We start from the raw sequence: 20,400 nt of genomic DNA on the forward strand, positions 1-20,400 counted from the left end.
TTAACTACTCATCAAAAAGGATGCTCATGTTAACTAGATTTCACGCGCCTTTAAACTCCCGCTTAGTTTTGTCTAAACACTGTGATTTTTGTTTTCAAAGTAAAAGGCTCAATCAGGTTTGTTGCGACAGCTGCAGCGCTCTGCTGTTAACGCCGAACCAACACCGTTGTGAGACGTGTTATTTACCCTTGGCTGAGCCAGGAATATGCGGCGAGTGCCAAGGCAACATTCCTTTTTACGATCAAGTAATCTGTTTAAGTGACTACCAATGGCCGATAGAGCCGGTGATTAAAGCCTACAAATATGCCAAACAGCAACACTTGGCGAAGCCCTTAGGCCAACTTATTTGGCAGCACATTCAACTCACTCAAGCAACGCTGCCAGATGTTTTTTGTCCGGTACCTTTGCATTGGTTTAAGCAATGGCAACGCGGTTTTAACCAAAGTGAGGTTTTATGTAAGCAATTGGCAAAACACGCAGCAAAGCCAATGCAAAAGCCGTTTACACGCAAACATTATGGTTCAAGCCAGGCAGGGCTTACCCGCCGCCAGCGACAAAAAGCCTTGGCGGCCAGCTTTAGTTGCCAAGATACGTTTAGCTATAAACACTGGGTAATCATTGATGATGTTGTAACTACCGGCAGCACCGCTAACGTGCTAGCTAGACAGCTTAAAGATGCCGGCGCTGAACGAGTCGACATCTGGGCTATTGCACGCACCCCAAAACCTTCTCAACGAAGATAAGCACTCGCAACACTAGCAGCGCTGTTTAAAAAGCCGTACAATAAACCTTAGTATTTTAGTCAGGTATCGAGGAAGCAGATGGTATCGATCTCAGAAACAGCTCAACAGCATTTTGTTAAGTTGCTAGAACAACAGCCTGAAGGCACCCATATTCGTGTATTTGTGGTTAATCCTGGAACACCAAGCGCAGAGTGTGGCGTATCTTATTGCCCACCAGAGTCGGTTGAAGAAGATGATACCGCGCTACAATTCGACGGCTTTAAAGCCATGGTTGATACCGCTAGCGCGCCGTTTTTAGAAGAAGCCGAAATCGACTTTGTGACCGACAAAGTGGGTTCACAACTTACGCTTAAAGCTCCAAATGCCAAGATGCGCAAAGTAGATGATGACGCTCCACTCATTGAGCGTGTTGAATACACCATTGAAACTCAAGTTAACCCTAACTTAGCTTCACACGGTGGTAAAGTTAGCGTAATGGAGCTAACCGAAGAAGGCGTGGTAGTGCTGCAGTTCGGCGGCGGTTGTAATGGTTGTAGCATGGTAGATGTTACGCTAAAAGAAGGTATTGAAAAGCAGTTGCTTGAAGCCTTCCCTGGTGAGCTAACCGGTGTTAAAGATGTTACCGAGCACCAAGCTGGTGAGCACTCTTACTACTAGGCTCAGCGAACTACAAATATAAAAAAGCCTATCATTTGATAGGCTTTTTTGTTGCTAGCTTGTGGCGCTTATCACTACTCTTCGCGCTGGTCGCGCGCAAGCAAATCAATAGCAGCTTGTTTAGCTTGTTTCCCTTTGTATAGCACTTGATAAACCTGCTCCACAATTGGCATTTCAACTCCAACTCTTTCAGCTAACAAATAGACTTCTTTAGTATTGCGGTAACCTTCTACCACTTGGCCAATTTCGCGTTCCGCTTCCTCGAAGGATTTTCCGGCGCCTAGTGCCAAGCCAAAACGGCGATTACGGCTTTGATTATCAGTACAGGTAAGCACTAAATCACCCAAGCCAGCCATGCCTTTAAAGGTTTCAGGATCAGCACCTAAGGCCTTACCCAAACGCGCCATTTCGCGCAAACCACGGGTAATTAAGGCAGTACGTGCATTTGCACCAAAACCTAAACCGTCGGCTAAACCAGCGCCAATCGCAATAACGTTTTTAACTGCGCCCCCTAATTGTACGCCAATAATATCGTTATTGGTGTACACCCTAAAGCTTCGCTCACAGTGCATAACCTTCGCCAAATAGCGCACAAACTCAGCATCTGAAGATGACGCAGAAATGGCGGTAGGTAAACCTGCTGCTAGTTCTTTAGCAAAAGTAGGCCCAGAGATCACCGCTAGCGACACCTGTTCACCTAAGGCATCAACCGCAACCTCAGACAACAAATGTCCGGTATTTGCTTCTAAACCTTTGGTTGCCCAAGCTACTCGTGATTGTTCACTTAACATTGGCTTTATCTGACGCATTACATCAGCGAAAGCAAAGCTAGGCACGACCACCAGTAAGTTGTCACTTTGCGCAACCGCGGTGCCTAAATCAGCTTCTAGCTCTAAGCTTTCGGGGAAAGCAACCCCTGGCAAGAAGTCTTGGTTTTCACGGGCTGCATCAAGTGCAGCCACGTGCTCAGGCTCATGACCCCATAACACGGTACGTTGTCCATTTCGAGCAATCGCAATTGCCAACGCGGTACCGTATGAGCCTGCGCCCAATACGGTCATAGTAGCCTTTGAGTTAACCATTAAGCGTCAGCTTTAGCCGCTTGCTGTTGTTCTGCTTGCTGTTGTACGTAGTTAGCAAACAAAGCATCAAAGTTAACTGGCGCTAAGTTAATTTGTGGGAAAGAACCACGGTTAACTAGGTTAGATACCGCTTCACGTGCGTAAGGGAAAAGAATGTTAGGGCAGTAAGCGTTAATTGCGTGAGCAAGTTGAGGCTCTGGCATGTTACCTAGAGTGAAGATACCACCTTGGTGAACTTCACATAAGAACGCAGTTTGCTCGCCAACTTTAGCAGTAACAGTAAGTGTTAATACTACTTCAAATACGTTGTCAGCTAGTTTGTTGCTAGTAGTATCTAAGTCAACCTTAACTTCTGGTTTCCACTCTTGTTGAAAAATTTGTGGAGAGTTAGGCGTTTCAAAAGAAATATCTTTTGTGTAAATACGTTGAATTGCAAATTCTACTTGTGGTGCTTCAGTGGTTGCTGCTTCAGCCATGATAATTACCTTTAATACATTAATTTAAAATTGCTTAATCGCTAGAGCGCTAGCCATTAAAACTCGATCTTACTTCTTAGTGATCGGTAGGTTTGCTGATTTCCAATCGGTCATGCCGCCGCGTAGGTTATACACTTTCTCAAAACCGCCTTTAACCAGAGCGTTAGCCGCTGAGCCTGAACGCATCCCTGTTTCACATACAACGATAATGGGGTTACCCTTTAAATTTTCAATAGGCTTAAAGTTATTAGCCTGTATTTGGGTTAAAGGAATGTGACGTGCGCCCGCAATATACCCTTTTTTGTACTCGTCGTTAGTACGAACATCCACCACTACTGCATCTTCTTTATTAATGAGCAAAGTAGCTTCGTGATTGCCTACCGAGGTAACCTTCGACAGCATTGGTTGAATAAAAGTGTAGATAACGGCACCGAACAAACCTACCCAAGCGAATGAAATGATAGGGTTATTTCCGACAAATTCGACAACTTGCTGCATAGTATGACAATTCCAGTTAAGCAAATAGTTAGTGATATTGGGGCGAGAGTATACACCTGAGCGAGAAGAATAGCAGCTCTCAAGCGCGCCAAAGCTCGCAAATTGACCTAAGATTCATACACCAGAACAAATCTGAGCAAAAACAACTAATCTCGGTTGATTTGCGCTCAATCAGGTGACTCAGACAAAAAATGTAGTAATATTTCACTAATTCGTTTTTCACTTAAACATTTACCGATTGAGGAAATTGCAATGTCTGCAAGCAAAAAGCCTTTAGCACTAGTTATTATGGACGGCTGGGGCTACCGCCAAGACAGCGCCAATAACGCTGTAGCAAACGCCAACACTCCAGTATTAGACAACCTTTGGGAAACTGCTGCTAGCACCCTTATCTCAGGTTCAGGCCTAGATGTAGGTTTACCAGACGGACAAATGGGTAACTCAGAAGTTGGTCACACTAACATCGGTGCTGGTCGCGTTGTATACCAAGAACTTACCCGTGTTGGTAAGTCAATTACAGACGGTGATTTTTTCACTAACGAAGTATTGGTAGGTGCGGTAGATAAAGCCGCAACAGCCGGTAAAGCCGTTCACATCATGGGTCTGCTTTCTCCAGGTGGTGTTCACAGCCACGAAGATCACATGCTAGCTGCGATTGAATTGGCCGCTAAGCAAGGCGCAAAAGAAATTTACTTACACGCTTTCTTAGACGGACGTGACACTCCACCACGCAGCGCGCAAGGCTCAATTGAAAAGTTTGACGCAAAATTTGCAGAAATTGGTTCAGGTCGAATTGCTTCGTTAGTAGGCCGTTACTACGCAATGGACCGCGATAACCGTTGGGAACGTGTAGAAGAAGCTTATCAACTACTTACTGAAGGCAAAGCTGAATACAGCTACGCTAACGCCACTGAAGCGCTAGCAGCGGCTTACGCGCGTGACGAAAACGATGAGTTTGTTAAAGCCTCTGTAGTAGGCGAAAGCGCAGCCAGCATTAACGATGGCGATGCGGTATTGTTCATGAACTTCCGTGCTGACCGTGCCCGTGAAATTTCACGTTGTTTTGTTGAGCAAGACTTCACTGGATTTGAGCGCGCTAAAGTGCCTGCATGTGCCTTTGTTACACTAACCCAATATGCAGCGGACATTAAGGCCCCTTGTGCTTATGGCCCTACAGACTTAGTGAATACTCTGGGTGAGTGGCTTGAGAAGAACAACAAAACGCAACTACGTATTTCTGAGACAGAAAAATACGCCCACGTAACTTTCTTCTTCAATGGCGGTAAAGAAGACGCTTTTGTTGGTGAAGACCGCGAGCTTATCCCTTCTCCAAAAGTAGCTACTTACGACCTACAACCAGAAATGAACTCGGAAATGCTAACCGACAAGTTTGTAGCAGCGATTGAAAGCGGCAAGTACGACGTAATCATTTGTAACTACCCGAATGGCGATATGGTTGGCCACACTGGCGTATACGATGCCGCAGTTAAAGCCTGTGAAGCAGTAGATAAGAGCATTGGCCGTTTGGTTGAAGCACTTGATAAAGTTGGCGGTGAATGTTTAATCACAGCCGACCACGGTAACGCCGAGCAAATGGTTGACCCAGAAACGGGTGGCATCCACACAGCTCATACCAACCTGCCTGTACCTTTCATCTACTACGGTCGTGAAGCAACTCCAGTTGAAGGCGGTCGTTTAAGTGATATTGCACCAACAATGCTAAGCTTGATGGGCATGGAAACTCCAGCAGAAATGACTGGCAAGGTATTGATGAATTTGAAATAATGGCTTGATGAAAGAGCCTATTTCAGCTTCGAAACAAGGCGCTAGCAAGCGCCTTATTCGCCTGTTTAACGCCAGCCTTATTGCTGGCGTTTTGCTATTGCTCTGCCCACCACTGCATGCCAACGAACAACAACAGTTGCTCGACGTTCAACAGCAGCTTAAGCAACAACAACAGCAACTTAAAAAGCGCAAAAATGATATAAGCAAGGCGCAAGAACAGTTAAGACAATATGAGTTAGCGCTCGCGGACTCCAGCCAACAACTACGCAAACTTAACAATCAGCTTTCCCACTCAAAAATCGAACAACAAGATATTCAGCAGCAAGAAAAAGCTCTAGAAGAAAAGCTAACTCAACAGCAACAAGCACTTAAAGCACAAATCAACAGCGCTTATCGCTTAGGTAATAGCGATTACATGAAAATGCTGCTGAACCAGCAAAATGCTGCAGATTTAGAGCGGATGTTAAGCTACTACCAATATTTGGCTAAAGCCCGCAGTAAGGCCTTAGAGCAAGTCAGCTTCCAGCAACTAGAATTAAGCAAAGTTCAAAGCCAACTAGCCGAAGTACAAAAGCAACTAGAAGGTTTGGTCGCTCAGCAAAAACAAAAACTGGACCAGCTGCAGTCTCAACAAAATCAACGTAAGCAACAACTCGTTAAACTTAATAAGCTGCAAAATACTGAGCAAAGCCGTTTAGAGCAGCTACAAATTAATGAACAGCACTTACAGCAAGTGATTAGTGACCAAATAGAACAGCAACAACAACTTGCCCTTAAACAAAACTTAGATAAAACGCCTCTCACTGGCCTCGCCAAGGCAAAAGGCAAACTGCCTTGGCCGCTCAAAGGCAGAGTACTTCACAGTTACAATAGTAAAAATCAGGGGCAAACACGTTGGCAAGGCATAGTGATTGACTCCCACCCTGGTACTAACGTAAAAGCAGTGGCCTCTGGCAATGTAGTATTTGCTGATTGGTTGCGTGGTTATGGTCTAGTTGTTGCCATCGATCATGGCGAGCAATACCTTAGCTTTTACGGCTATAACCAAAGCTTAAATGCAGAAATTGGTGAGCGAGTAAGTGCCGGTCAAACCGTGGCTTACGCCGGCAATACTGGCGGCCAAACTACCAACGCCTTGTTCTTCCAGATTCGCCATAAAGGGCAAACCCAAGACCCACGTAAATGGTTAAAATAATTCTACTTTGCCTAGGTATGCTGGCGACAAGCTCAGCTATGGCTGCGCAGTTAAGTATCATCATTGATGATGTCGGTAATAGTGCCCGCGACTTTGCACTACTAGATCTGCACCCCAATATTACCTTATCGGTACTTCCATCAAGTCCTTATGCCAAAGACATTGCCGAACAAGCTCAGCAACAGCAACGCGAAATAATGTTGCACCTGCCGATGCAGGGCAGTGGCACCATTGCATTAGGGCCATATGGCTTGCCCGATAATTTAGAAGAAGCAGCTTTTAAGCAACGAGTAGAAGCAGCTATTAATGACTTTCCAGAGGCCACTGGCTTAAACAACCACATGGGTAGCCAACTCACCCAACTTCCCACAGAAATGCACTGGTTAATGCAAGTACTGGCTAAACAGCAGCTATTTTTTGTGGATAGCCGCACCCACCTAGCCAGCATTGCCCAGCAAACAGCTCGGGTATATCAAGTACCCAGTTTAAAGCGCCATGTATTTCTTGATCACCAAGACAATCCCGTGGCAATCGAGCGCCAATGGCAAAAAGCCCTAAGCCTTGCTCGTAAATATGGTCATGCAGTGCTCATCGCTCATCCCAGACCACACTCGGTGGATTTACTTAATCAATTAAGTTTGCCGGAAGATGTGCAACTGGTTGGGGTTGCCCAGCGCCTAGCTTTATTGGCACCAGATCTCGAGAGTGAACCGAGCATTCGTTTAGTGGGTTCAGAAGAGCCTATTGTGCAGCCGGTGCACAACAAACAGCTCTAGGCAATTGATTTAAAGCAAGCAGCACAAAGCCACAATACCAAGCGATACATTACGCGGTTTGCCTTTCTAAGTAGATGAGATTATCCATGGCTTGTTGCTGGGTAGTTCCACACAGCCACTCTGCAGCTTTAAAATCACTGCAAACCTTAGGTCGCTCAGCTTTACCAAAAATAGCGCATAAATTATCAGCATTTAAATGAACACATCGCTCACCCGCTACTTTATTTAATGAGCTAATTGATGGCGCAATGCAACAAGCACCGCAGCCTAAACGACACTGCATAACAGGCTCTCCAAAAAAGGGCGGCTAGTGTAGCAAAACACGCCAGTATAAATCGACGTCTATTTGAACAAAAAAGCTGCCCTAGTGGGTTGCTTTTATTACGCTTTGCAGCTTACTAGTGTAAGCGGCGTAAGCTTAATCGACCGGTTGGTACTTGAGGGTCATCATAACAAATCGTTTTACCGTTACTTAAACTGATGCAATTCTTTTGAACAATTCCATCTTTTGAAGGTAAACCATCATCATCAAAGCCAGGGTCGATAATCCCAATAGGCGCAGATGGTATACCTCCTTCAATCTTTTGATGGGAACTATCATCATTAATCGTATTACCGTTATCAGGGTCAGTATTTCCGTCAGTCCCCTTATTCCAAGTCACCCCAGATCTTAAATCCACTTCCATATACCAGCCACTGCCCCCAGAGGAACATGAGTCATCATTTGGAATAAGAGTGGTAAAGCTCAGTTTATTGCCAATAAGCAAACTATTGGTTACTTGACGCTCTCCTTTATTGTCAGAGTTATTGTTTTGAGTATTGACCAAATCTAAATACCAACCTTTTTTAAGATTCCAATCAACCTGATTTTCCGTCAATTGTCTATTTTGTGTATCTTCCTCAATAATTTTCTGTGCTTGAAGCTCGCTGTACTCACCATTGTAATTTCGCCCACCAATTGCTTGGTTGTCATTCTTGTCCCATATAACGTATACACTTTGCGTATCTTGGTTATCAGTTGCCTTATCTTGGTTTTCAATATATTTACCTGTACCAAAAGCTACTAACACTCCAGATTGCTGAGGGTGTCCATTCGGATGCCTGCCAACAGAAGGTTGAGAGGTAATAGCCTGAGAAGCAAAGTTTACTGGTGCATTTCCTCTTGATGGGCTTTCTGCTGTAAATAGTGGTTTTTTACCTTGGGTTGCCACCCCCCAATTCAAGCTGGAATCTTCAGATATATCAAATACCCACATGTTGCCGAATAGATCTCCAGCATAGATACGATCAGCAACACCATCACCGGTTATATCAATAACTGCTGGTTCTCCTAATGCATTAGGCCTATTCTTACCTGTAGGGTCAGCGGAAGCTCCGACACCAGTGGAAAGAGTTCTTATGTGAGAACCATCTTTTAGGTCTGCAATAAATAATTTTGCTATTCCATCTGGAGAATTATAACCACCAGAAAAAATAACTCCTACACGATTGTCTTTTCCACTTTTAACAGAAAGCTTAGCAATAGTTGGGGCTGCCTGACTGTAACCCAAATTTGAGTAGCTACCATCAGCACTTATTTCCCATTTTATTGTAGATTTCTTGTTTAGCTGATTCATGTTAGATACATCTAAGGCATACAAACCTTTAACTCCAGTACCTAAACTACCAACAACCGTTGTTATTGGCTTTGAGGCCGACTTATCAGTATAGCCAGAAATCGCACCATCAACGAAATACTTATGAGTATAAGAGAGCATGGGAAGGCTATTAAGGTGACCATGCACTTGACTAGGTATGTAGGCCATTAATTCTTTACCCGTTTTTCCGTTGATGACATGTACCATCCCATCGTTTGCCCCAAAAACCAAAACGGGTACCGCAACTTCATGACCAGTAGCTTCAGCAACATAGTAAGGAGTTGAGTTAACAATATCACCAAGAGCAGAACCACGCTTTCGCATCTGTAGATCCCCCTCAAGTGTTTCGTTCGTTCTGTCACCCCGTAAGTAATTGATAACCGAAGTAAGATACTCCAAATCTGGCAATACCTTTTCGCCATTTGCATTGATATTCCCTTTTAGCAAAGCATCGATTAATTCACCACTAATACTATCTTTATTCGGGTTTAAGCTAGATGGCGCGATAAAATCGACAATATTCATTCCTAAAGTGCTAAATTCGGAATTGACGGTAAATATCTCTCTATCAAGAAAATGGGTTGAATCTATACTATTTGCAGCACTCCACTCTGCTTTAGGGCTGAAATCGCCTCCTGATTTAGCTTCAAATGCTTTTACGTCACCACTCCAGTACTGGCCATCAAAGCTAGACTGGTAAAGAAAAGTTCCGGAAATATTAAGAAAATTGTTGTTAAAAACTAACGGAGTACCTGATTGCTCACCAGCGGAGATATTAGCCAATGCTTGTCCCAACTGCTCTCCTAGTTGACCGGCATTAGTTACGGGGAAAAATGTATCCGGATGGCCACTACCTGTTGAGTCCCACTTACCTACAGCATCTGGCTTACCTGTTCCAACGGGAGGAAGCTTATCATTAAACCCACCCCACTTAGCCGCATACCAAAGTGGTGAAGGAATAACTTTTGCGGGTTCATTCGATGGGAAAAAATGTCGCGTCCTTTGGAACTCAAGCGTTGCTCGGTCATCTTTTTTCCCTGCATCCTCCTCATCCTTACGTACATTATTCGGATACGGTCTATCAGTTAACAACGGTGTATCTAGGTAGTTGTAAGCATAGCCTTCGTTATGATTAGGCTGATCACGTACATCAAGGTAAATTCCATCAACGTTATTCCCATAACCATCAACTGCACCAGAAATAACATACCCTGCATGTTGAGTCAGGCTGCCTGACGCATATACAGAGTCTACGCTTACTTTTACTCCCCACCTCTTGGACGTACAACTGTCCCCAGGAAATGGACAAAGTTTCTCAACCGAATAATCATACTGCACAATCATATCCATTTCATGATCAGCACCTTGCTCAACATCTTCAAAGTTGATTCTGAAAGTACCTTTACTATCATTAATCTCCTGAACATATAGATCAACCAAGGTGTTTGTCGGAAAAAAAGGGCCTGCTTCTAAGACTCTATTTCCATATGCTTCTCCACCAACAGTTTTTGCAAATGGTACGATTGTAATATATTGGTCTTGTTCCTCCCCGGTATCGCTAGAAGGTATTTTTACTGTTATGTCAGGAATTTGAGACGCCATTGCAACAACAGTGGTTTTAACATTAACTTGCTTATCCTCACCTGGAAATAAATCCAGCTTGTGACCAAAGTATGCTGCTGCTGCTACTGAATAACTCCCCTCCTTGGTTGGTTCTAATGGAGATAACCCTCTAACACTCGCTAATGACTTAACCTTTTTTGCTGTAGGCGAGCCAACAGTTTTAGCGTTCTCTGCTCCGTCCTCCCCGTCTACACCCACTGATTCTCCGATGAAATAACGTCCACCATCGATGTTCTCGTCCTTAGAAATAGTACTCAACAAATTTTGAATGCTAAAAGAGCTGAATGTACTATCTGAGAAAGGATTACCAAAACTGGAGCCAGGCAATAAATCAGAATCGTAAGAGGGGTCGCCGCTAATAATAAGGCTGTGTGGTGCGGAACAATAAGGACGAGCGGGTAGCCCGTCAGGTTCAAAAGGGTTATCCCACTTTGGCGATGGTAATTTTAAACCTTCATCGATAATACTAGGCTTGCTATTAAAAGCCGCTGTTGGACTCTTAGCTCCTGCAAAATAACGCAAGCTCTCATACAACATCTCGCCAATAGGGTTTCCCCAAGATGGACATTCTCCGTTTCTTATCGCTCTTTTTACCTGCCAACCACAGGCTCCGTAAGTATGGTTACCTTGATTGTTATAGTTACCATATTCAAAACCGTGAATGTTAAGCTTATCAATCGTGCTAACTATGCCTAATAGAGGATCCTTATTAGACGTATCTTTAAACGGAAACTGACCTGTGTTTGGGTCTACTTCATCAGAAAAATTGCTGATAACTTTACGCAACACCCCACCAGTTAAATTGTTGTCATAACTGCCGCTCAGCAAACCAAATAAAATACTGCCATTTTCTCCGTAATCATGTAATAGCCCTGTTGGTTTATAAGAACCAATGAGGTTATCTTCACCCGCATACTTTTTGCAGTTTTCCTCTTTTACGCTTTCGGACAAACACACTTTAACTCTTACATTGTACTCTTCGTAATTATTTCCATTTAACACTGGTCTTTCAGAGCTAGCCCATACCCAAATACCATTCTCTTCATTGTCGGATGTCAATAAGCTCTGATCTTTACGTACCCTTAATGCTGGTACACTATCTTTGGTAAACGTAGCGGTACCAAAAAAGTGTTGCTTATTTGACTTAGGCAAACTCAAACTAGAATATTGGCTAAGATCGTAGCCGTTGGTTTCTAAGTTTCGATAGCTTTTCCCCCAGCTGTGCGCGTCTCTCGGAACAAATGCGCGCTCCAAAATAGTTTCTGTAGGGGTATCGGTACTGCGGTAGCCTCCGTATAAAACCGCCCTTAAGATATCCATTCGTGTCATTGTGAGGTAGTTGAGAAAATCCCCACTCCAAGATCCTCCCTCTTGGCTGTTACCAATTCCCACACTACATGTTTTATGAGCAACTTCACTAGTACTGCCGGGGTCTGCGATTCCGGGGTTATTTACAGCCTGTTGAGGCAAAAAAAGACCATTTGAATAGCTGTAACAGCGATTACTATCAAAATAGCCATAATAGTTAACCTTGTTAGGTAAATAATTAGTATTGGGTAACCCATCGCCAGTAAGGTCTGAGGCATCATTATAGGCCTCATAAAACAAACTGTGATCTCTCCCCATTACCATCATGACCATCGGGGGGGCATCACTTCCTACATACAACGGAACATTAGAGAGATCCAGTTGAGCAGCATTTGATACTGGAGTAACCAGCCCAAAAAAACATGCAATGTACAATTCTGCTCGTTTAGATAAGATAGTTTTAGCGTCTGAGGTTTGGGTCTTATAACCTAAAAAAGAATGGGGTAACTTCATCAAAAAATGCTTCCAACAACAAAGGCGATCACCATTCCAATACTTAAAACACAAGATGAATGACAGCCATAGAAAACCTGATGTAATTTTAACCGTTAATTTATTAAATTTTAGTGAGCCATTCATCAATTTAATTTAGAAGTGGCTGAATAAACATTATATATTAATAACTTAGATAACTTCATTGTGAAAATAACATCAACAAAAACTTGCTACTTGAAAAACAATCACCACCGCCAAAGGCGGTGGTTTAGGGATGACAACAAAAAAAGGACTAACCTTGTTAGTCCTTTTAGATTTATCGTAAAACTTAGCTTAGTGCAGCACGCGCATACTTAATCGTCCTTCAGTAGGATCTGTAGTCTCTAAACAAGCCCTAGAACCTGTGCTAGACGTGGCACAAGTCGTTATTTCTGGTTCAAGGTTTTCATTTTCATCGTCATCTGGAGTAGTTCCGCCTCCATCACCAGGATTAGTATCGCCATCGCCAGGATTAGTGTCACCATCGCCAGGATTGGTGTCACCATCGCCAGGATTGGTGTCACCATCGCCAGGGTTAGTGTCACCATCGCCAGGGTTAGTGTCACCATCGCCAGGGTTAGTGTCTGGATTAGATGAAGAGTAAGTAATAATGACACTCGGCGATGAAAGAACACCTTCCACGTGAACGTTTTCTCCACCTTCCGTAGTGGTGCCAGTATATATATCCAAGTCCATAAACCAGCCGTTCCCGCCAGCATCACACTCATCTTCGCTTGGTAATAATGTAGTTACCACCCACTTACTACCTAACAGTAAGCCTTGAGTGACTTGCCTTTCACCATAATTTTCACGTCCTACATTAGATGCATGAGTATTAACCAAATCCAAATACCAGCCCTGCTTAGAAGACCAATCAACAGGATTTGAATCAATGATTCGATTACTAGTTATTTCTTCTTCAGTTATATATTTGCGAGAAAGATTTGGATAAACCTGTTCATCTGACACTTCTTCTCGTTGATGTGTATCGTAATCACCAGATAACGCCAAATCGTCAGTAACAACATACAAACTCTGAGTTGCGGCATCTTCGACATTAGTATCACCTATTTCGACATATTTTCCGGTACCAAATGCCACTACTAGTTTTTTCCGATCGTAGGAATAAGGGTGAAAATTGACAGATGGTCGAGTAGTTATCGACTGAGCAATATACTTGTTATCTTTCTTGTCGGGGCTTGTAGCCACAAATAATGGCGTACTTTTCACACTCCAAGCAGCTTCATTATCATCACTAATATCAAAGACCCACATGTTGCCATATAAATCTCCAGCATAAATTCGGTCTGCGATACCATCACCATTTAGATCAATTACTGCTGGATTAGCTACAGCATTAGGGCGGGATAAGCCTTCGGGATCATCGTCAGCGTCAACTGGAACAACTAACTCCTTAATTAAGCTTCCATCATCTAAATCAGCGATATATATACGCCCAACGGGATCTGATGAGTTATAGCCGCTAGTGAATATTACCCCGGTACTATCATTGTGTAATTTAGCAATAGTAGGTGGAGCGCGGCTAAAACCGAGCTCACTAAAGCTTCCGCTTGCGGATATTTCCCACTTTACGTTGTCTGCGTCAACCGATGACATATCACTAACATCAAGCGCGTATAAGCCTTTGTAACTATGCCCCAGTGCTCCAACAACTGTAGTGATTGCCTCACCGCTATTTGAATAACCTGTGTACCCTGTTAACTCACCGTCAACATAAAATCTATGATTATAATCCTGCTTTGTTAGAGCGTGCAGACCATCATATATGTGACTAGGTACGTACCCCATTAGCTCTTCACCAGTAACAGCGTCAACTATATGAACCATGCCGTCATTAGCCCCAAATACCAATACAGGTTTCTCTACACTATGCCCTGTAGCATCACTCACTAAATAAGGAGCCGAATTAATAACATCACCTAATCTTGAGCTTCTAACACGCATTCCGCCATCTGCTTCACTTTCATGAGCTCTGTCACCTCTTAAGTAGTTAATAACATTTTGAAAATACGTGAGCTGATTGGTTCCGCCAGTAAGGTAAGCCAACTGAGTATCACTAAACTGGCTATCATCTAGGCTAGCTGGAGGCATAAACTCAATGACTTCCCCATCTCCACCGTTTGCCTCATTATTCATGGTATAGATTTTTCGGCTATCCACTGTTAACAAGTTATCTAGCTGTTCCGCTACACTCCAGGTTTCAGTTAGGCTAAAGCCGCTATCACTACTTGAATCAACAGGGTAAGCCTTTACATCCCCCCTCCAAGTACCGGCCTCAAATGCTGATTGGTAAAGCAAAGAATCGGTACGTAACACTGTACTACTAAACACAGGTTGGCTGGCGGATTTAGTACCATCACTAGTACGCTGCAGCGCTTTACCAATTTGAGCTTTAAGCTCACCAGCGTTTGTTACAGGGAAGTAGGCGTCGGGAACACCATCGCTATCTGCATCCCACTTCTCTGTTGAATCAGGTTTACCAGATCCTTTGGTTGCTCCTAATGAGTCATCAAAGCCCCCCCATTTAGCAGCAAACCAAAGTGGTGAAGGCAAAAGATTAGCCGTATTATTTCCAGGAAAAAAATGTCGGGTGCGGGTTAAACCTAAATCAGCTTTATCTTGATCATCATCAATATCACCTTCATCTTGTCTGGAATTATTTGGGTAGGGTTCATCATCTTCCAAAGGTGTATCAAGATAATAGGGGTTAACCTTAATAATGGGATTACCATCTGCATCTAACTTGTCAACCCACTTCCCATCGACTTTATGTTGTAATTTAGAGCCATTTTTATCTTTAACGTCTAAATAAATGCCATCTTTTGTTGAACCTGATATTACATACCCTGCATGTTGATCGATACCTCCGGCAGCGTATTCTGAAATCAAAGTTAACTCAACGCCCTTTTGCTTAGTTGTGCAGGTAATGTCTGTCGGCTTAGGGCAAAGATCTTTTACTTCATACTTGTATTGCACGATCATGTCCATATCATGATCCGCACCCTGCTCTACATCCTCAAAGTTAATCCTAAAGGTGCCACTGGTAGAGGTAAACTCCTCGACATAATAATCCACAATAGTATTAGTTGGCTGAAATTTACCTTTTGTTATATCAATACCAGAGCCGCTTACTGACTTAGCAAAGGGTACAATTTTAATCAGTTGACCAGATCCCAGATCAAGATTCACTTCCGGTAAAGGGGAGGAAATAGCGACAACATTGGTTTGAATATTGTATTTTTTAGTTTTATCTGTAAATCGGTCAGTTTTATGACCATAATACGCCACACCAGCTACAGAGTAGCTACCTTCTTTGGTTGGCTCTTGAGGAGACAAACCGCGAATTTTGGCTAAAGAATCAACTTTTTTTACCGTTGGAGCATACTTAGTTAACTGGTTACTGCTATCTGCATTTGTATCTGTCACATTAGACTCACCGATAAAATAGTCACCAGAAAGCCCGTCTGAAATATCTGTTAATAGATCCGTTAGATTAAATGATGCTAGCGAAGCAGTATCGTCACTATAGCCGGTATCTTCAAAATACGAACCAGGGATTTGGTCAGAGTCGTAGGATGGATTAATGTCACTAATAACTAAATTAAAGGGTAACGCACAGTAAGGTCTTTTAGGCGAACCATCATTGTTATAGTAAGGTTTATCCCAGGCAGGTTTAGGTAAACCTAGCTCATCGCTATCAACATTTTTACTGGTAATAGTTATTTCGTTCTTAGATGCGTCTTTTGTTTCTTCCGTTTTTACTACATAGTTGTCATATGCTGGGGTTGCTTTACCAGCATTATTAAAATAGCGTAAGCTTTCAAAAAGCATCTCGCCAATGGGATTTCCCCACGATACACAGCGTCCATCTTTAATGGCTTCTTTGGTTTCCCACCCACAAAATGCGTTGTATAAATAATTACTTTCATAAGTACCAGTGTAATGGTACCCATATATTCTGAGTTTATTAATAGTTGAAACAATACCGTTAAGATCACTAAAGGTACCATCTGCCGAATTGATTTCATCAGAAAATGTACCAACAACCTTTCTTAGTAACCCGCCCGATGTATTATTATTGTAACTACCTGTTATTAGGCCAAATTCCATTTGCCCATTTTCACCGTACTCATGCAGTAAGCCGGTAGGCTTATAGTTTCCATCTGAATATTTTTTACAGTTTTCCTCCAGAAGAGTTTCAACACAGACCTTCACCCTTACCTGGTAAGTGTTATTGATAGTTCTGCCAGAGCTACTTAGCACCGGTCGTTCGGTGCTAGCCCACTCCCAAATATTACCGGTTTCTTCTTTCGGCCAATTATTACTTGGAGTGACATTTAACCTTACCTTCAATAGTGGTACACCTTTATCTTCAAATGAAGCTGTACCAAAAAAGTGCTTAGCGCCACTAGAAGGGAGAGATAAAGGGGTGTAATTAGTGATATCAAAGCCATTATCATCAACTGAAGAATACATTTTCCCCCAGCTATGAGCATCCTGCGGAATAAATACCCGCTCTAAAATAGTCTCACTATTAATGGTTTCACCATCAGCTTCAAAAGATGCGGAATCAGTTTGGCGGTAGCCGCCGTAAAGAACTTTCCTCAGAATGTCCATTCGCGACATGGTAAGGTAATTAAGAAAATCCCCGCTCCATTCACCTACTCCAGAACAAGTTTTGTGTGCCAACGTATCGGCATCACCATCGGCTATACCAGGATTATTAACTAACTGTTCGGGTACAAAAATCTTGCTGTCGTTGTAGCTATAACAACGGTTACTATTAAAATAACCTTCATAATTAATTTTATTCGGTTTGTAAGTGGTATCTAAAGTACCGTCCCCATCAATATCAGAGGCATCGTTATAAGCTTCATAATACAAGGTATGATCGCGGCCCATAACTAACATAACCATTGGTGCAATATTGTTAGAAACGTAAAGAGGCTGAGAAGCCAAATTAAGATTATTTGCTTGTACTTGCACCGAAGCCGCAGCAGTGAGCAAAAAGCTTAGTAGTAGTTTTCGCTTACACCTTACAAAAAATTTATCCATTACCAACACCCTGTTGTTCCAGCACTAGTAGTTCCTTTACTAGTGATACTTAACTCTCCACAACTATCACCTGCTTGAGCTCCTTTTGGGCTAGCTTCAAGGGTATAGCTCGATTTATCAACACTACTTACTTTTAAGGTATAAATTTCATCAAAATCAGAGCTAGTGTTATATATACTAAGCGTTGTTCCGGTTGCAGCCCCAACGTAAGAAAGGTGCATGGCATAATAGCTTTCCATATACTGAGCGGCTTCAACAAGAGTACGTTTTCCCTCTTCTCGGCGCGTCGTTTGTACATGACTCAAGTAACTGGGATAAGCAATACCCGCTAGAATAGCTACAATTGCTACCGTAATCATTACCTCAACAAGGGTAAATCCTTTTAATTGTTTCACGGCTTAGTTCCTTTAAACGCTACGTGAGATTGTAAATAGCTAACAGCTCCGCCTTGGCCTTCAGCTTTTGATGTAATTCGATAAATATTGCGACCACTATTCGTATTCACATTCAAGTCATCTGGCTCAAAATACACGTGCTCGATAATGTAGCTTGGATTACCGTCTAGAGTTTGGGAGTCAGAAACTGGTGCTGCATCATCCCAATTGCTATTTGTTTGCCACCAATCACGGTCTGCAAACTCAGTTTTTACAATTGAATCCGCAGAGTCCGGATCCAGTTTATCAGTGGTTAACGCATTAAGTTTCACCTGATACTCTGCTTCGTTAATACCTGATATGGACCTTAAAAAGCTAGTAGAATGATCTTGGTGCACAGCGGCATTTTTTCTACCACTACTAACTTGTTGCGCAATTGCAATCCCAATCATAGATATGATGACAACCATAATCAGAGACATAATAAGCGCCATACCTTGTTGGCGATAAGCGTAACAATTCACGATTAAACCCCTGTATTTAAAAGCAAGACAGTTTCACTAACGACTTGACGTAACTTTTTGTCATTAAATGCAGCGATATTTTGATCAAGCACTTTATAAGTAGCAGCATTTGTCAAACTGCCCATAGTTACTTCCTGAGAAATGAGCAAACCAACCTTTACTCTATTAATTTGTTCCCAATTCGTTACGTTATCAGCGGTATAGTACTTAAAGCTATCGCCATCTGAGCTATGATCTAAGCGTCCATATAACACTTGAAAATCATCCACATTGTCGTCAAAAACTGTATCGTTAACGCTTTCGCTATCACGACACATCAATTGATTGCTTGTGGAAATAAAGAAGCTCATGGTTAACACTGTGTTTGCCGAGAGTTCTTCACCGTTGCATTGGTAAATACCGCTATCGCCAAAAAAACGAAAACTAAGTACGTCGGTTTGTTCCTTAGCACCATTAAAACTCGTTTGATTATTGAGGCCTTGGATCAATTGCCCTTCTACCCACGTATACCCACTACTATCTGCAGTAGTCACAGCAAGCAGCGGCTGATTAGTTTCTAGCTGTGTTATCGCACGATATCCAGCTTGTTGGATATAAAGGCGCAATGTTTGAGCTGTCATACGGTTTTTATTTACAAGTATATGGTTAGCTCGGGTAGCTTCGTAACTTTTTTGGTCTCCGATTAAAGCTGCGTAAAGCCCTCCAACTACAATGAGCGACAATACCAAGGCAATCATTAACTCAACTAAGCCAAACCCCGCTTGTTTGCGCATCACCTTATCCATATGGCAACCTCACTACATTGATGAGCATTTCCACTAGAGTCAGCGGAACAGTCTTCCGCTCCAGCACCACTCAAGCTAGCATCCCAAGTCATTTTAACTGTAACTAAATTGCTATCATGATTTACCGAAAAACGCAGCTCAGGTATATAACTTATGGAGCTGCTAAACCAGTCATATAACTCATACTCGGCAAAAGCCGCCCTATCACAGTCTTCAGTAATACAGTCTTTTTCAGCTGGAGCCTGCCCATCTGACAAGTTGGAAAAGTTAAACTCATCATTAACCACAGCATCAGGCAAGGCACTGATACGTTGAACTAAATCAAGCATTGCAATATTTGCACTTTGCGCAAAGCGGGCTTGGTGAGCAGTATTTACTGACTGGATCTGTAAAGCGGCATGCCCAAGTAAACCAATAGCAACAATAACTACTGCTATCAGCAGTTCAATTAAGGTAAAGCCTTGTTGTTTATAGGCAAGTTGATGCGACGGCATATGTAACCCTCCCCATACGAGAAATAGTAATTTCTTGATGTTCATAATCATTCGAGGAGGCGCATACCTTTAAAGTTCCGGCCAAAGCATGCCCAGTAGGGAAAAACTGGGCAGTGGTGCGCCCCGCACTTGACGAATTGGTATACTTAATTTGAGCTGATTTAGGACTGGGGTAACTAGCAATTATTTGAGACTCGGCAGTCAAAGCACCATTTCGAGCAGTATCAAGATAAACCAACCAGCCTTTGTTAGCCCCCCATGCATTAGCGCAAGTCGTTCCGCTGCTGGTAGGGCAAACATAAGTAGAGAGGTTGTTTCGAATAGCTTCCTGTTGGGCCACCAATAAGCTGTTTGCTAAAAGGTCTCGGGTGACTTTTTGCTTATTGTCTTGCATAAAACCTTGAAGCGAAGGCACCGCCACTACCATTACAATAACCAGAATCGCCACGGCGATCATTAGCTCAAGTAGGGTAAAGCCTTTGGCTACATAGCCTTGTTTGGAAATACCAAGCATTGCTTATCATCCATAACAGCAATAATCACAGCAAATAATGTAAAGCGAACCAGTCACTCCACAGGTAAAAAATTGATGAGACTATATAGTAAAAAAATCAATAAATTAGCGAGTCATTTTGTCAAACATACCTTGTATACACAATAAGCAGAGCGACAATAGTTGACAGATATCATACTTCGAACTACCACTTCTGTAATGCAGGGTTGACAGCATGAAATACTGTCTCAAATACCCAACACAATTTTGTCCAGTGAACAGTGTTGGCAACACTTTTCTCAACAAAGCCAGATAAAAATATTGGTGTGTAACAATGAAA

16 protein-coding genes are annotated in these 20,400 nt (G+C 42.7%); 5 read left to right on the forward strand and 11 right to left on the reverse strand.

Annotated elements, in window-relative coordinates:
• Positions 1 to 26 precede the first annotated feature (26 nt).
• The gene (locus K5620_RS19085) at positions 27 to 743 is read left to right on the forward strand and encodes a ComF family protein (RefSeq protein WP_016403469.1); all 717 of its coding nucleotides are present in this window, start codon (positions 27 to 29) and stop codon (positions 741 to 743) included.
• Between the two features lie 78 nt (positions 744 to 821).
• Positions 822 to 1,400 carry a Fe-S biogenesis protein NfuA gene (gene nfuA, locus K5620_RS19090; RefSeq protein ID WP_016403468.1) on the forward strand — a complete coding sequence of 193 codons (579 nt, stop codon included), beginning with the start codon at positions 822 to 824 and terminating at the stop codon, positions 1,398 to 1,400.
• A 74-nt stretch (positions 1,401 to 1,474) separates the two neighbouring features.
• Here nfuA and gpsA read toward each other — a convergent pair whose 3' ends face one another.
• The 3 genes from gpsA to K5620_RS19105 form a co-directional block, all read right to left on the reverse strand.
• Positions 1,475 to 2,482, reverse strand: a complete 1,008-nt coding sequence (gene gpsA, locus K5620_RS19095) for an NAD(P)H-dependent glycerol-3-phosphate dehydrogenase (RefSeq protein WP_016403467.1) — start codon at positions 2,480 to 2,482, stop codon at positions 1,475 to 1,477.
• Complete coding sequence (secB, locus tag K5620_RS19100; RefSeq protein WP_016403466.1) at positions 2,482 to 2,958, reverse strand: protein-export chaperone SecB; 477 nt, start codon at positions 2,956 to 2,958, stop codon at positions 2,482 to 2,484. The genes gpsA and secB overlap by 1 nt, the downstream gene beginning before the upstream one ends.
• Before the next feature lie 69 nt (positions 2,959 to 3,027).
• A complete protein-coding gene (locus tag K5620_RS19105) occupies positions 3,028 to 3,456 on the reverse strand; it encodes a rhodanese-like domain-containing protein (RefSeq protein WP_016403465.1) in 429 nt (142 codons plus the stop codon).
• A 252-nt stretch (positions 3,457 to 3,708) separates the two neighbouring features.
• On the opposite strand from K5620_RS19105, the gene gpmM reads away from it, so the two are divergent.
• The 3 genes from gpmM to K5620_RS19120 are packed head-to-tail and all read left to right on the forward strand — an operon-like array spanning position 3,709 to position 7,212.
• Positions 3,709 to 5,241, forward strand: a complete 1,533-nt coding sequence (gene gpmM, locus K5620_RS19110) for a 2,3-bisphosphoglycerate-independent phosphoglycerate mutase (RefSeq protein ID WP_016403464.1) — start codon at positions 3,709 to 3,711, stop codon at positions 5,239 to 5,241.
• A gap of 7 nt (positions 5,242 to 5,248) precedes the next feature.
• Entirely contained in the window at positions 5,249 to 6,436 is a 1,188-nt protein-coding gene (locus K5620_RS19115; RefSeq protein WP_016403463.1) for a murein hydrolase activator EnvC family protein, read from the forward strand.
• Positions 6,424 to 7,212 (forward strand): divergent polysaccharide deacetylase family protein, encoded by a 789-nt coding sequence (locus tag K5620_RS19120; protein WP_051147664.1) that lies wholly within the window; start codon positions 6,424 to 6,426, stop codon positions 7,210 to 7,212. Before K5620_RS19115 ends, K5620_RS19120 begins: the two co-directional genes overlap by 13 nt.
• 49 nt (positions 7,213 to 7,261) lie before the next feature.
• Here the strand turns inward: K5620_RS19120 and K5620_RS19125 are convergent, their stop codons facing one another.
• From K5620_RS19125 to K5620_RS19160, 8 genes are all read right to left on the reverse strand, one after another.
• Complete coding sequence (locus tag K5620_RS19125) at positions 7,262 to 7,495, reverse strand: hypothetical protein (protein WP_016403461.1); 234 nt, start codon at positions 7,493 to 7,495, stop codon at positions 7,262 to 7,264.
• Between the two features lie 115 nt (positions 7,496 to 7,610).
• Positions 7,611 to 12,293, reverse strand: a complete 4,683-nt coding sequence (locus K5620_RS19130) for a pilus assembly protein (protein WP_040307582.1) — start codon at positions 12,291 to 12,293, stop codon at positions 7,611 to 7,613.
• A gap of 315 nt (positions 12,294 to 12,608) precedes the next feature.
• Entirely contained in the window at positions 12,609 to 17,390 is a 4,782-nt protein-coding gene (locus K5620_RS19135) for a pilus assembly protein (RefSeq protein WP_221077419.1), read from the reverse strand.
• Positions 17,390 to 17,785 (reverse strand): type IV pilin protein, encoded by a 396-nt coding sequence (locus K5620_RS19140; RefSeq protein ID WP_016402253.1) that lies wholly within the window; start codon positions 17,783 to 17,785, stop codon positions 17,390 to 17,392. The genes K5620_RS19135 and K5620_RS19140 overlap by 1 nt, the downstream gene beginning before the upstream one ends.
• Entirely contained in the window at positions 17,782 to 18,288 is a 507-nt protein-coding gene (locus K5620_RS19145) for a pilus assembly PilX family protein (protein ID WP_016402254.1), read from the reverse strand. Before K5620_RS19145 ends, K5620_RS19140 begins: the two co-directional genes overlap by 4 nt.
• A gap of 2 nt (positions 18,289 to 18,290) precedes the next feature.
• Positions 18,291 to 19,073 (reverse strand): PilW family protein, encoded by a 783-nt coding sequence (locus tag K5620_RS19150; RefSeq protein WP_016402255.1) that lies wholly within the window; start codon positions 19,071 to 19,073, stop codon positions 18,291 to 18,293.
• Positions 19,061 to 19,567 (reverse strand): type IV pilus modification protein PilV, encoded by a 507-nt coding sequence (gene pilV / locus K5620_RS19155; protein WP_016402256.1) that lies wholly within the window; start codon positions 19,565 to 19,567, stop codon positions 19,061 to 19,063. Before pilV ends, K5620_RS19150 begins: the two co-directional genes overlap by 13 nt.
• Positions 19,542 to 20,081 (reverse strand): GspH/FimT family pseudopilin, encoded by a 540-nt coding sequence (locus K5620_RS19160; RefSeq protein WP_016402257.1) that lies wholly within the window; start codon positions 20,079 to 20,081, stop codon positions 19,542 to 19,544. Before K5620_RS19160 ends, pilV begins: the two co-directional genes overlap by 26 nt.
• Positions 20,082 to 20,400 lie beyond the last annotated feature (319 nt).

Origin of the sequence: Agarivorans albus (genome assembly GCF_019670105.1) — a bacterium.
Lineage (GTDB): Bacteria > Pseudomonadota > Gammaproteobacteria > Enterobacterales > Celerinatantimonadaceae > Agarivorans > Agarivorans albus.

What these genes read in the sequence shown, in the direction of transcription:
- nfuA (WP_016403468.1), top strand. Translation starts at nt 822, where the DNA reads ATGGTATCGATCTCAGAAACAGCTCAACAGCATTTTGTTAAGTTGCTA.
- pilV (WP_016402256.1), bottom strand. Translation starts at nt 19,567, where the DNA reads ATGCCGTCGCATCAACTTGCCTATAAACAACAAGGCTTTACCTTAATT.
- gpsA (WP_016403467.1), bottom strand. Translation starts at nt 2,482, where the DNA reads ATGGTTAACTCAAAGGCTACTATGACCGTATTGGGCGCAGGCTCATAC.
- K5620_RS19115 (WP_016403463.1), top strand. Translation starts at nt 5,249, where the DNA reads ATGAAAGAGCCTATTTCAGCTTCGAAACAAGGCGCTAGCAAGCGCCTT.
- gpmM (WP_016403464.1), top strand. Translation starts at nt 3,709, where the DNA reads ATGTCTGCAAGCAAAAAGCCTTTAGCACTAGTTATTATGGACGGCTGG.
- K5620_RS19130 (WP_040307582.1), bottom strand. Translation starts at nt 12,293, where the DNA reads ATGAAGTTACCCCATTCTTTTTTAGGTTATAAGACCCAAACCTCAGAC.
- K5620_RS19105 (WP_016403465.1), bottom strand. Translation starts at nt 3,456, where the DNA reads ATGCAGCAAGTTGTCGAATTTGTCGGAAATAACCCTATCATTTCATTC.
- K5620_RS19085 (WP_016403469.1), top strand. Translation starts at nt 27, where the DNA reads ATGTTAACTAGATTTCACGCGCCTTTAAACTCCCGCTTAGTTTTGTCT.
- K5620_RS19135 (WP_221077419.1), bottom strand. Translation starts at nt 17,390, where the DNA reads ATGGATAAATTTTTTGTAAGGTGTAAGCGAAAACTACTACTAAGCTTT.
- K5620_RS19120 (WP_051147664.1), top strand. Translation starts at nt 6,424, where the DNA reads ATGGTTAAAATAATTCTACTTTGCCTAGGTATGCTGGCGACAAGCTCA.
- K5620_RS19150 (WP_016402255.1), bottom strand. Translation starts at nt 19,073, where the DNA reads ATGGATAAGGTGATGCGCAAACAAGCGGGGTTTGGCTTAGTTGAGTTA.
- K5620_RS19125 (WP_016403461.1), bottom strand. Translation starts at nt 7,495, where the DNA reads ATGCAGTGTCGTTTAGGCTGCGGTGCTTGTTGCATTGCGCCATCAATT.
- K5620_RS19160 (WP_016402257.1), bottom strand. Translation starts at nt 20,081, where the DNA reads ATGCTTGGTATTTCCAAACAAGGCTATGTAGCCAAAGGCTTTACCCTA.
- secB (WP_016403466.1), bottom strand. Translation starts at nt 2,958, where the DNA reads ATGGCTGAAGCAGCAACCACTGAAGCACCACAAGTAGAATTTGCAATT.